The organism is Pseudomonas sp. PB105, from assembly GCF_009764655.1.
GTDB classification, from domain to species: Bacteria; Pseudomonadota; Gammaproteobacteria; order Pseudomonadales; family Pseudomonadaceae; genus Aquipseudomonas; species Aquipseudomonas cyclaminis.
Map to the genome: position 1 here is coordinate 46972 of NZ_RWIO01000035.1, position 11906 is coordinate 58877.

General features: G+C 60.1%; 15 protein-coding genes. 7 read left to right on the forward strand and 8 right to left on the reverse strand.

Going from position 1 to position 11906, the window contains the following annotated elements; translation table 11 throughout:
• Window positions 1-11: 11 nt before the first annotated feature.
• Genes folE through EJD88_RS07690 form a run of 4 tightly spaced genes read left to right on the forward strand, consistent with a single transcriptional unit; the run spans window position 12 to window position 1593 of the window.
• Window positions 12-572 carry a GTP cyclohydrolase I FolE gene (gene folE, locus EJD88_RS07675; RefSeq protein WP_099587260.1) on the forward strand — a complete coding sequence of 187 codons (561 nt, stop codon included), beginning with the start codon at window positions 12-14 and terminating at the stop codon, window positions 570-572.
• 2 nt (window positions 573-574) lie between these two features.
• Window positions 575-946 carry a dihydroneopterin triphosphate 2'-epimerase gene (gene folX, locus EJD88_RS07680; protein ID WP_003194073.1) on the forward strand — a complete coding sequence of 124 codons (372 nt, stop codon included), beginning with the start codon at window positions 575-577 and terminating at the stop codon, window positions 944-946.
• A gap of 16 nt (window positions 947-962) precedes the next feature.
• Window positions 963-1259, forward strand: coding sequence for a DUF1244 domain-containing protein (locus tag EJD88_RS07685; RefSeq protein WP_158877546.1), 297 nt, complete (start codon window positions 963-965; stop codon window positions 1257-1259).
• On the forward strand, window positions 1252-1593 hold the full coding sequence (locus tag EJD88_RS07690; RefSeq protein WP_158877548.1) for a HopJ type III effector protein: 342 nt from the start codon (window positions 1252-1254) through the stop codon (window positions 1591-1593). The genes EJD88_RS07685 and EJD88_RS07690 overlap by 8 nt, the downstream gene beginning before the upstream one ends.
• A 124-nt stretch (window positions 1594-1717) precedes the next feature.
• Here EJD88_RS07690 and trxB read toward each other — a convergent pair whose 3' ends face one another.
• Window positions 1718-2680 (reverse strand): thioredoxin-disulfide reductase, encoded by a 963-nt coding sequence (trxB, locus tag EJD88_RS07695; RefSeq protein WP_158877550.1) that lies wholly within the window; start codon window positions 2678-2680, stop codon window positions 1718-1720.
• A gap of 281 nt (window positions 2681-2961) precedes the next feature.
• Between trxB and cysZ the strand changes: the two genes are divergently transcribed.
• Both cysZ and EJD88_RS07705 read left to right on the forward strand, forming a co-directional pair.
• Complete coding sequence (gene cysZ, locus EJD88_RS07700; RefSeq protein ID WP_158877552.1) at window positions 2962-3726, forward strand: sulfate transporter CysZ; 765 nt, start codon at window positions 2962-2964, stop codon at window positions 3724-3726.
• A gap of 54 nt (window positions 3727-3780) precedes the next feature.
• Complete coding sequence (locus tag EJD88_RS07705; protein ID WP_158877554.1) at window positions 3781-4983, forward strand: glycosyltransferase family 1 protein; 1203 nt, start codon at window positions 3781-3783, stop codon at window positions 4981-4983.
• Here EJD88_RS07705 and EJD88_RS07710 read toward each other — a convergent pair.
• The 7 genes from EJD88_RS07710 to rplU form a co-directional block, all read right to left on the reverse strand.
• Window positions 4952-6055, reverse strand: coding sequence for an NADH:flavin oxidoreductase (locus EJD88_RS07710; RefSeq protein WP_099587256.1), 1104 nt, complete (start codon window positions 6053-6055; stop codon window positions 4952-4954). The genes EJD88_RS07705 and EJD88_RS07710 overlap by 32 nt on opposite strands.
• Before the next feature lie 188 nt (window positions 6056-6243).
• Window positions 6244-6726: a glutathione peroxidase gene (locus EJD88_RS07715; RefSeq protein WP_158877556.1), complete on the reverse strand. Its 483-nt coding sequence runs from the start codon at window positions 6724-6726 to the stop codon at window positions 6244-6246.
• A gap of 101 nt (window positions 6727-6827) precedes the next feature.
• Window positions 6828-7292 (reverse strand): CreA family protein, encoded by a 465-nt coding sequence (locus EJD88_RS07720; protein WP_099587254.1) that lies wholly within the window; start codon window positions 7290-7292, stop codon window positions 6828-6830.
• Window positions 7293-7307: 15 nt separating this feature from the next.
• Window positions 7308-8426 carry a glutamate 5-kinase gene (gene proB / locus EJD88_RS07725; RefSeq protein ID WP_026013771.1) on the reverse strand — a complete coding sequence of 373 codons (1119 nt, stop codon included), beginning with the start codon at window positions 8424-8426 and terminating at the stop codon, window positions 7308-7310.
• A 111-nt stretch (window positions 8427-8537) separates the two neighbouring features.
• Entirely contained in the window at window positions 8538-9761 is a 1224-nt protein-coding gene (gene cgtA / locus EJD88_RS07730) for an Obg family GTPase CgtA (RefSeq protein WP_015885843.1), read from the reverse strand.
• Between the two features lie 193 nt (window positions 9762-9954).
• A complete protein-coding gene (rpmA, locus tag EJD88_RS07735) occupies window positions 9955-10212 on the reverse strand; it encodes a 50S ribosomal protein L27 (protein ID WP_003176049.1) in 258 nt (85 codons plus the stop codon).
• Between the two features lie 34 nt (window positions 10213-10246).
• Entirely contained in the window at window positions 10247-10561 is a 315-nt protein-coding gene (gene rplU, locus EJD88_RS07740) for a 50S ribosomal protein L21 (RefSeq protein ID WP_026014348.1), read from the reverse strand.
• A gap of 239 nt (window positions 10562-10800) precedes the next feature.
• Between rplU and EJD88_RS07745 the strand changes: the two genes are divergently transcribed.
• Window positions 10801-11769, forward strand: coding sequence for a polyprenyl synthetase family protein (locus EJD88_RS07745; RefSeq protein WP_099587253.1), 969 nt, complete (start codon window positions 10801-10803; stop codon window positions 11767-11769).
• Window positions 11770-11906 lie beyond the last annotated feature (137 nt).

The window sequence follows — 11906 nt, forward strand, 5'->3', positions numbered from 1 at the left end:
GAGGATGTTGTATGACCTTGTCCCTGCCCCAACACTACCGCGAGATTCTCAAAGGCCTCGGCGAAGACCCAGAGCGCGAAGGCTTGCTCGACACGCCCAAGCGCGCCGCCAAAGCCATGCAGTACCTGTGTCATGGCTATGAGCAGAACCTGGAAGAGATCGTCAACGGGGCGCTGTTCTCTTCCGATAACGACGAGATGGTGATCCTCAAGGACATCGAGTTGTACTCGCTGTGCGAACACCACCTGCTGCCCTTTATCGGCAAGGCCCATGTGGCCTATATTCCGACTGGCAAGGTGCTGGGCCTGTCGAAACTGGCGCGTATCGTCGACATGTTCGCCCGGCGCCTGCAGATCCAGGAAAACCTCACGCGGCAGATCGCCGACGCCATCCAGGACGTGACCCAGGCCGCCGGTGTGGCCGTGGTGATCGAAGCCAGGCACATGTGCATGATGATGCGCGGCGTGGAGAAACAGAATTCAACCATGAACACCTCGGTGATGCTCGGCGCTTTCCGCGAGTCGAACACCACGCGCATGGAGTTCCTGCAACTGATTGGACGGAGCAAGTAGCAATGCCACAACTTCAACCAGGCATGGCGCGCATCCGGGTCAAGGACCTGTGCCTGCGCACCTTCATCGGCATCAACGAGGACGAGATCCTCAACAAGCAGGATGTGTTGATCAACCTGACCATCCTGTACGCCGCCCAGGAGGCGGTGCGCGACAACGATATCGACCACGCGCTGAACTACCGCACCATCACCAAGGCGATCATCGCCCACGTGGAAGGCAACCGCTTTGCCCTGCTGGAGCGTCTGACCCAGGAACTGCTGGACCTGGTGATGAGCAATGAATCGGTGCTGTATGCCGAGGTCGAAGTGGACAAGCCCCATGCGCTGCGCTTTGCCGAGTCGGTTTCGATTACCCTGGCGGCCAGCCGCTGATATTCAAGTGAACCCTATGAACGATCAACAACGCCTCGAACTCGAAGCTGCCGCCTTCCGCCGGCTGGTGGCCCATCTGGACAGCCGCAAGGATGTGCAGAACATCGATCTGATGAACCTCTCCGGTTTCTGCCGTAACTGCCTGTCAAAGTGGTACAAGGCCGAGGCCGACGAGCGCCACATCGAGCTGAGCCTCGATGATGCCCGTGAAGTGGTGTACGGCATGCCGTACGCCGACTGGAAAGCCCAATACCAGAAAGAAGCCAACGCCGACCAACAGGCGGCGTTCGCCAAAGGAAAAACCCATGAATGATCTGAACACCCTGCGCGCCAGCCTCAACAGCGGTGACCATGCTTTTGCCGATACCCTGGCGTTTGTTGCCGCAGGGTATGACTACCAGCCACAAGCCTTCACCAACGGCGCGGTGGAAAACGCTGCCGGGCAGAATGAAGGGTCGTGCAAGACGCTGGGTCTGGCGGTGCTGGAAGGCTTGAGTGACCAGGAAGCGCTGCTGGCGTTTGGCGAGCATTACCGCTCGGTAATCGCTACGCCTGAGGGCAGCGACCACGGCAATATCCGCGCATTGATCGCCCATGGTCTGGCCGGTGTGAAATTCACGGCCCAGCCACTGACCCGCAAATCCTAAGTCAGACGCAGATCAAAATGTGGGAGGGGGCTTGCCCCCGATGTCGGTGTGTCAGTCAGTACATTTGATACTGAACCACCGCTATCGGGGGCGAGCCCCCTCCCACATTGTTTTACGGCGTTTGTTAGAACGAAGCGTCCTTCAGGCCGTCGAGGTAACGCTCGGCATCCAGTGCGGCCATGCAACCGGCGCCAGCCGAGGTAATGGCCTGACGGTACACATGGTCAGCCACGTCGCCGGCCGCGAAGATGCCTTCGATGTTGGTGGCAGTCGCATTGCCTTCACGGCCGCCCTGCACCACCAAGTAGCCGTCTTTGGCTTCCAGCACGCCTTCGAACAACGAGGTGTTCGGGGTGTGGCCGATGGCGATGAACACGCCGTCGACTGTCAGCTCGTCGAAGCTGCCGTCGTTGTTCTTCAGGCGGGCACCGGTCACGCCCATGTTGTCGCCCAGGACTTCATCCAGGGTGGCGTTGAGCTTGAGGATGATCTTGCCTTCAGCGACACGGGCGTGCAGCTTGTCGATCAGGATCTTCTCGGCGCGGAAGGTCTCGCGACGGTGAACCAGGGTCACGGTGCTGGCGATGTTGGCCAGATACAGCGCCTCTTCCACAGCCGTGTTGCCGCCGCCGACGACCGCAACTGGCTTGTTGCGGTAGAAGAAACCGTCGCAGGTCGCGCAGGCAGAAACGCCTTTGCCCATGAACGCTTCTTCCGATGGCAGGCCCAGGTAACGGGCGCTGGCGCCAGTGGCGATGATCAGCGCGTCACAGGTGTAGACGCCACTGTCGCCGGTCAGGCTGTAAGGTTTTTTGGAGAAGTCGACCTGGTTGATGTGATCAAACACGATCTCGGTTTCAAAGCGCTCGGCGTGTTCTTTCATACGCTCCATCAGCACCGGGCCGGTCAAACCGTGGACGTCGCCCGGCCAGTTGTCGACTTCCGTGGTGGTGGTCAACTGACCGCCCGCCTGCATGCCGGTGATCAGCAGCGGCTTGAGGTTGGCCCGGGCAGCGTAGACCGCAGCGCTGTAACCGGCAGGGCCGGAACCGAGAATAATCACTCGCGAATGACGGGTATCAGACATGACTCACTCCTATCGACCGCCCGGACTACAAGGCGGCTGGAATAAAAAAGGACTGCGAAGCACTTGGGGAAGGCTTTAACTCGCAGATCCTGAAAATAATGGGTGCAGCGTATAGAGGGGGGCAAGATTAAGGAAATACGGTTTAACAATCCAGCTCATAGGCGGTCTCTATGCTGTCAGTTGGCCTGATCGACGCCTTTGTTAACTTTGATGTCGCGGCTTTCACCTTGAATGTAAAGCCGGTAAGGTCGGCGCGATCGCCATTCTGCTCGGAGTTCTCCATGCCCGCCCCTGCTCTTTCCGGCCCGCAATACCTGCGTGAAGGCCTCAAACTGGTATTGAGCCCTGGCCTGCGGCTGTTTGTGCTGCTGCCCCTGGCGATCAACCTGGTGCTGTTCGTCGGATTGATCTACTTCGCCGGTCATCAGTTCAGCCTGTGGGTCGACCACTTGATGCCGACGCTGCCGAGCTGGCTGAGTTTTCTTAATTACCTGTTATGGCCCTTGTTTGTGGTGTTGGTGGTGCTGATGGTGTTTTTCACCTTCACCATGCTCGCCAATATCATCGCGGCACCGTTCAATGGCTTTCTCTCGGAGAAAGTCGAAGTGGTGGTGCGCGGTACCGATGACTTCCCCGCGTTCAGTTGGGGCGAGCTGATCGCCATGGTGCCGCGCACCCTGGCTCGGGAAATGCGCAAGCTGGGCTACTTTCTGCCGCGGGCGATCGGTCTGTCTATCCTGTCGTTTATCCCCGTTGTGAACCTGATTGCGGCGCCGCTGTGGCTGCTGTTCGGCGTGTGGATGATGGCGATCCAGTACATCGACTACCCGGCCGACAACCACAAGCTGGGCTGGAACGAGATGCTCGCGTGGCTGCGCCAGAAGCGCTGGCAGAGCATGAGCTTCGGCGGGATTGTTTATCTGGTGCTGCTGGTGCCGGTGGTCAACCTGCTGATGATGCCGGCGGCGGTGGCCGGGGCGACGCTGTTCTGGGTGCGCGAGCAAGGCGCCGAGGCGATGGCCACGCCCAAGGTGCCCAGGTCATAAATCCATCATCTGGATGACACAATGGCGACATGGCCCACCAGGACACTATGGGTCATGACGACAGCTTCGCTCCATATCACCCTGATCACCGAAACCTTCCCGCCAGAGATCAACGGGGTGGCCAATACCCTTGGTCGCCTGTGCGACGGTTTGCGTGCGCGCGGCCATCAAGTCGAGCTCGTGCGCCCACGCCAGGGCGCTGATCAGAGCCGGCTCAGCGACGACGAACTCTTACTGTGCCGCGGCTGGCCGCTGCCGGGTTATCCAGGCCTGCAATGGGGCCAGTCGTCGATGCACAAGTTATTGCGACGGTGGACACGCCAACGCCCGGACGTACTCTACATCGCCACCGAAGGCCCGCTGGGATTGTCCGCACTGCGTGCAGCACGCCGCCTGGGAATCAGTGTGGTCAGTGGCTTTCACACCAACTTCCAGCAGTATTCAAACCAGTACGGTTTGAGCCTGCTGAGCCGTGTGGTCACGCATTACCTGCGCTGGTTTCACAACCGTTCGACCCTGACCCTGGTGCCCAGCGCCAGCCAACGCCTGGAGTTGGAGCGCCGGCATTTCGAGCGCCTTGGCATGTTGTCGCGCGGTGTCGACAGCCAGTTGTTCCACCCGGCCAAGCGTGACAATGCACTGCGTGAAAGCTGGGGTCTGGAGAACGACGATATTGCTGTGCTGCACGTTGGCCGCCTGGCCCAGGAGAAAAACCTCGGGCTGCTCAAGCGCTGCGTCGATGCGCTTCAAGCTACGTATCCATCGCGCCGCATGAAGCTGATCATCGTCGGCGACGGCCCGCAACGCGCACTGCTTGAGCGCGATCTGCCCGACGCGGTGTTCTGCGGCACTCAACGCGGCGAAGAGCTGGCACGGCATTACGCCTGCGGTGACCTGTTTCTGTTTCCCAGCCTGACCGAAACCTTCGGCAACGTGGTGCTGGAAGCCATGGCTTCAGGTCTTGGTGTGGTGGCCTACGATCAAGCGGCCGCAAGCCAGCACCTGCGCCACGGCTATAGCGGCGCACTGGCGATGCCGGGGGATGAAAATGCGTTTTGCGATGCGGCCATCTGGCTACTGGAAGAGCGCGAAACGTTGCGCAGGGCGCGCCTGAACGCGCGCCAACATGCCAGTCGCCAGGGCTGGCCGGCGATTATCGAACAGTTTGAACGCCAGTTGCGCGGAGTGTGCAAGGACGGCCACCCAGTGCCCGCCCTGACGCCACTCAGACCAGAGTCGTCAACGCCTCACGACTGAACGGCAGAATGTCGCCCTCGCGACCTTCACGCACCTTCACGGCCCAATCCGGGTCAACCAACAGCGCACGACCTACGGCAACCAGATCGAACTCGTCGTTATTCAAGCGCTCCAGCAGTTTTTCCAGGCTGGCCGGCTGCGCGACCTTGTCGGTGTTGACCATGAACTGCAGGAACTCTCCGTCCAGCCCGACGCTGCCGACGGTGATGGTCGGTTTGCCGGTGAGCTGACGGGCCCAGCCGGCCAGGTTGAGGTCGGAACCTTCGAATTCCGGCTCCCAGAAACGGCGGGTGGAACAGTGGAAAATATCCACGCCGGCGTCGGACAAAGGCTTGAGGAATTCACCCAATGCCTCAGGGGTTTGCACCAGACGCGCGGTGTAGTCCTGCTGCTTCCACTGGGAGAAACGGAAGATGATCGGGAAATCCGGGCCAACGGCGGCGCGGGTGGCCTCGATCAGTTCGATGGCAAACCGCGAGCGGTTGGCGAGGCTGCCGCCGTATTCGTCGGTACGCTGGTTGCTGCCTTCCCAGAAGAACTGATCGACCAGGTAGCCGTGGGCGCCGTGGATTTCCACACCGTCCATGCCAATGCTTTGGGCGTCTTTGGCGGCTTGGGCGAAGGCGTTGATCACGTCCTTGATGTCCTGGGCGGTCATGCCGTGGACGACCACGTTGCCGTCCTTGAGTTTTTCCATCGGACCGTAGGCGGGAACGCTGGCGTCAGGCTCGGTGCCGATACGGCGCACGCTGCCTACATGCCACAGTTGCGGGACTATCTTGCCGCCTTCGGCGTGTACCGCATCGACTACTTTCTTCCAGCCGGCCAAGGCCGCCTCACCGTAGAAATGCGGGACATTCGGGTAGCCGTTGGAGGCCTGGTGACCGACCACAGTACCTTCGGTGATGATCAGGCCCACGCCAGCGGCAGCGCGGCGGCGGTAGTATTCGATCACTTTGGAATTGGGTACGCCACCCGGAGAAAACGAGCGGGTCATCGGCGCCATGACCACGCGGGTCGACAGTTGCAATGCGCCGAGCTGGAAAGGTTTGAACAAGGCTTGGACGGGCATGGGGGCACTCCACGGGAGACGGGGTTTATGATGCGGATAATATGGAGAGTGCACAGCGCTGGGTAGCACTATTGATTGGGGTGATTAAGGGGTAAAAGCGGTGAGGTATTGGGCTGCTACGCAGCCCAGCGCGGGCGGTGCGACGATTCGACAAGCCCGCTCACCACACAAGCCCGCCTGCCAAAGGTTCAGCTCAGGGCTTTTTCGATGGCCTGGACGACTGCTGGATCATCCGGCGCTGTGCGCGGTGAGAAGCGCGCGAGCACGCGACCATCTTTACCGAGCAGGAATTTTTCGAAGTTCCAGGTGATATCCCCAGGAAATTCGGCGCCCTCACCTGCCAGCAAACGGTAGAGTTGGTGACGCTCCGGGCCGTTTACATCGAGCTTGCTGCCCAAGGGAAAGGTGACACCGTAGTTCAGGCTGCAGAACTCGCGGATTTCCTCTTCGGTACCCGGTTCCTGGCCGGCAAACTGGTTGCACGGCAGGCCCAGCACGGTAAATCCCTTGTTCTTGTACTGCTGATAGAGGTTTTCCAACGCCGCATATTGCGGGGTCAGGCCGCATTTGGAGGCCACATTGACCACGAGCACCACGTGCCCCTTGAAGGGCGCCAGTGGCAGCTCTTGTCCGTCCAAAGCTTTGAGTTTCAGGTCGTGGAAAGCACTCATGACGAACTCCAGATGTCCCATGTTCTTTACGTTGCGGCTCATCGAGATTACAACTCGCAAGCCTGCAATCATAGACGCCGATTACAAAACCCGCCTGCGGATTACTGAGCGGTCGGCCACGGCAAAATCGGAATCGCGGTCACGGCGTTCTGTGGGCTGCCTTCGATCAGGCGGTCGCTGTAGACCAGATACACCAGGGTGTTGCGCTTCTTGTCGAGGAAACGCACCACCTGCATGGTCTTGAACACCAGTGAGGTGCGCTCCTTGAACACTTCGTCGCCGTCCTTGAGCTCACCCTTGAAGCGGATCGGGCCGACCTGACGGCAGGCAATCGACGCTTCGGCACGGTCTTCGGCCAGGCCGAGGCCGCCCTTGACGCCGCCCGTCTTGGCGCGGGACAAATAGCAGGTCACGCCGTCGACCTTGGGGTCGTCAAACGCTTCCACGACAATCCGGTCATTGGGGCCGACAAACTTGAACACCGTCGACACCTGGCCAATCTCTTCGGCCGAAGCCAGCAGCGGCGTCAGCAACAGCAGGCCCAGCGCGAACTTCACTAAACGCATCGTATATTCCTTTGGTTAAACCAGGATCAGGTTGTCGCGGTGAACCAGTTCCGGTTCGGCCATGTAACCCAATAGTCCGACAATCGCATCCGACGATTGTCCAATAATTTTCTGAGCTTCCAGGGCGCTGTAATTAGCCAGGCCGCGAGCGATCTCACGACCGTCGGGGGCCACGCACACCACCATTTCGCCACGGCGGAAACTGCCTTGTACCAGTTTGACGCCCACCGGCAGCAAGCTCTTGTTGCCTTGGGACAGCGCCGACACCGCGCCATCGTCCAGTACCAGGGTGCCACGGGTTTGCAGGTGACCGGCCAGCCACTGCTTGCGTGCCGCCAACATGCCGCGTTCCGGCGACAGCAGCGTGCCGATGCGCTCCCCAGCCTTTAGGCGATCCAGCACGCGCTCCAGGCGCCCACCGACGATGATGGTGTGTGCCCCGGACCGTGCAGCCAAGCGTGCAGCTCGCAGCTTGGTCTGCATGCCGCCACGGCCCAGGGCACCGCCGACACTGCCGGCCACGGCGTCAAGCGCCGGGTCATCGGCACGCGCTTCATAAATAAGCTGGGCATCGGGATTGTTGCGCGGGTCGGCGTCGAACATGCCGTCGCGGTCGGTGAGGATCACCAACAGGTCGGCTTCCACCAGGTTGGCCACCAGGGCGGCCAGGGTGTCGTTGTCGCCGAAACGGATTTCGTCGGTGACCACGGTGTCGTTCTCGTTGATCACCGGGATGACCTTGAGCTCCACCAGTGCACGCAACGTGCTGCGGGCGTTGAGGTAGCGCTTGCGGTCGGACAGGTCATCGTGGGTCAGCAGGATCTGCGCCGTGTGGCGGCCATGCTCGGCGAAGCTGGATTCCCAGGCTTGCACCAGGCCCATCTGGCCGATGGCGGCAGCGGCTTGCAGTTCGTGCATCGCGCTGGGTCGCGCGGTCCAGCCAAGGCGGCTCATCCCGGCGGCTACCGCCCCGGACGACACCAGCACCAACTCGACGCCTGCTTCATGCAAGGCCACCATCTGCTCGACCCAAACGCTCATTGCTGCGCGATCCAGGCCTTTGCCATCCGCTGTCAGCAGCGCACTTCCGATCTTTACGACCCAGCGCTGCGCACCTGTCACTTTGCTCCGCATCATCTTCAACCTTAGATTGAGGGCTGCGCGACCCAGCGCGGCCCATAACGTTAAACCCGGATACTAAAACGCCGCTCTATAGAGAGCGGCGTTCAAGTTTACTGCAACGGATCAGTCACGCACGTAAATGATTTCCGGACCGTCTTCATCATCCACGTCTTCTTCGTCCCAATCGTCGTCGCCGATGTCATGGACCGACTTCACGCCGCTGCGGCGCAGGGCACGCTGGTCGTCCAGGGCTTGCAGCTGGGCGCGGGCTTCGTCTTCGATCTGCTGGTCGAGTTCGGCCAGTTCTGCCTTGAATACCGGGTCGGCGGCCAGGCGGTCGGCGCGGTCTTCGAGGTAGCGCATGATGTCGCGGGTCAGGCGCTCGGTGCCTTCTTTGGCGATGGCCGAGATCACGTAGACCGGACCGGTCCATTCCAGGCGGTCAACGATTTCCTTGACGCGCTCCTCGTGCTCTTCTTCGAGGATCTGGTCGCACTTGTTCAGCACCAACCAGCGATCACGCTCAGCCAGGGCCGGGCTGAACTTGGTCAGCTCGCTGACGATCACTTCGGCGGCGTCTGGTGCGCTGGTGTCATCCAGCGGCGCCATGTCGACGAGGTGCAGCAGCAAACGGGTACGGGACAAGTGCTTGAGGAAGCGAATCCCCAGGCCTGCGCCATCGGAAGCCCCTTCGATCAGGCCGGGAATGTCGGCGATCACGAAGCTTTTCCAGCGATCGACGCTGACCACGCCCAGGTTTGGCACCAGGGTGGTGAACGGGTAGTCGGCGACTTTCGGCTTGGCGGCAGAGACCGAGCGGATGAAGGTACTTTTACCCGCGTTCGGCAGGCCCAGCAGGCCTACGTCTGCCAGTACTTTCATTTCCAGCTTGAGGTCACGCTGCTCGCCAGGCTTGCCCGGCGTGGTCTGGCGCGGTGCACGGTTGGTACTGGACTTGAATCGGGTGTTACCCAGACCGTGCCAGCCGCCCTGCACAACCATCAGCTTCTGGCCGGCCTTGGTCAGGTCGCCAATCACTTCCTGGGTCGCGGAGTCGATGATCGTGGTGCCGACCGGTACGCGCAGTACCAGGTCTTCACCTTTCTTACCGGTGCAGTCGGTGCTGCCGCCGTTGGAGCCACGCTCGGCATCGAAGTGCCGGGTGTAACGGTAGTCGACCAGGGTGTTGAGGTTCTCGTCGGCCATCATGTAGATGGAACCGCCGTCACCGCCGTCACCGCCGTTGGGGCCACCGTTTTCGATGAACTTTTCGCGACGGAAACTCATGCAACCGTTACCGCCGTCGCCTGCTTTTACTCGGATGGAAACTTCATCAACGAACTTCATAACAAAACGCCTCTCGCCGCACGGACGAGCTTAAAAAACCAAGACATAAGACTCTTGCAAAAATGAGCGCAGCGACCTCAATCAGCGACCGCAAATCCAGCGCCGGAGCCCATCACAAACAGCTTTGCAAGAGACTCACCCCACAAACGAAAAAGCCCCGTCGCAAGACAGGGCTTTTCCAGCGATCTCGCAATTAAGCTGCGACAACGCTCACGTAACGGCGGTTGAACGCGCCTTTTACTTCAAACTTGATCACGCCTTCGATTTTCGCGAAGAGGGTGTGATCTTTACCCATGCCTACACCGTAACCGGCGTGGAATTGGGTGCCGCGCTGACGCACGATGATGTTGCCCGGAATGATTTTCTGGCCGCCATACATCTTAACGCCAAGGCGTTTGGCTTCTGAGTCGCGACCGTTACGGGTACTACCACCAGCTTTTTTGTGTGCCATGAGTCAATTCTCCTAGTGAGGAATTAGGCTGAAATTAAGCCTGAATACCGGTGATTTTGATCTCGGTGTACCACTGGCGGTGGCCCATACGCTTCATGTGGTGCTTACGACGACGGAACTTGATGATGCGGATTTTATCGTGACGCCCTTGGGAAATCACTTCAGCCACAACGGTAGCGCCAGCAACAACTGGAGCGCCGATGTTCACGTCATCGCCATTGGCGACCAACAGAACGCGATCAAAAGTAACGGATTCGCCAGTAGCGACTTCCAGTTTTTCGATCTTCAGGTATTCACCTGGGGCGACCTTGTATTGCTTGCCACCAGTAACAATTACTGCGTACGACATGGTATTTCTCCGATAATCCTGCTCACCCAGCTCTTTATAAGAAGAGGTATTGGCTGGCATGGCTGCATGGGATGGACGTCCCGAATGCAATTGCGTAAGGCAGGTGCTGCCCAGGAAGTTCAGGGTGCGCGATTGTACGCAAGGCAACGAGGCCTTGCAAGGGGCCGTCTATCGCGCCTTGACACTGCGGGGTCAGGGTCCTAGCATGCCGCGCAACCCTTCTGGAGCGACTGTCGCTGATGCAACCCCAAGCTTTCTACCGCGCGGTCGCGGACGATTTTAGCGCCGTCGACGGCATCATCAAGCAGCAGCTGACGTCTAAAGTGCCGCTGGTCTCCAAAATTGGCGACTACATTACGTCGGCGGGCGGTAAGCGCCTGCGTCCTTTATTAGTGTTGCTGTGTGGCAAGGCCCTGGGCCGCGAAGGCGATGACCTGCGCCTGCTGGCGGCCACCATCGAATTCCTGCACACCGCCACCCTGCTGCATGACGACGTGGTCGACATGTCCGGCATGCGCCGTGGTCGCGAGACCGCCAATGCCATGTGGGGCAACGCCCCGAGCGTGCTGGTGGGCGATTTCCTGTATTCGCGCTCGTTCGAGATGATGGTCGAACTGGGCTCGATGCCGGTGATGAAGATCCTGTCCCAGGCCACGCGCATCATCGCTGAAGGCGAAGTGTTGCAGTTGTCGAAGGTCCGCGACGCCAGCACCACCGAAGAAACCTACATGGAAGTGATTCGCGGCAAAACCGCGATGCTCTTCGAAGCCTCGACCCACAGCGCTGCGGCCCTGTGCGGTGCGACCGCCGAACAGGCCGAAGCCCTGCGTACCTTTGGTGATCACCTGGGCGTGGCGTTCCAACTGGTGGATGACCTGCTCGACTACAAAGGCGACGCCGAAACCCTGGGCAAGAACGTCGGTGACGACCTGGCCGAGGGCAAGCCGACCTTGCCGCTGATCTACACCATGCGCGAAGGTACGCCGGAACAGGCCGCCCTGGTACGCAAAGCGATCCAGAAAGGCGGGATCGAAGACCTGGAAAGCATCCGTGAGGCCGTAGAAGCTTCGGGCTCCCTGGACTACACCGCACAGCTGGCGCGTGATTACGTGGCCCGTGCGATCCAGTGCCTGGAAGCCCTGCCTGCCAGTGAATACCGGGACGCCCTGGTTGAACTGAGTGAGTTTGCGGTCGCGCGTACTCACTAAGGCAGACCAATGTGGGAGGGGGCTTGAACTGGTCAAGTAATCTTGGACACCGATTACGGTTCACGCCGCCAACCTTTCCTTCATGACCGGCGACCGGTAGTCGTTGTAGCTGTGAGGCCTGCTGATGTTGTAGCGAG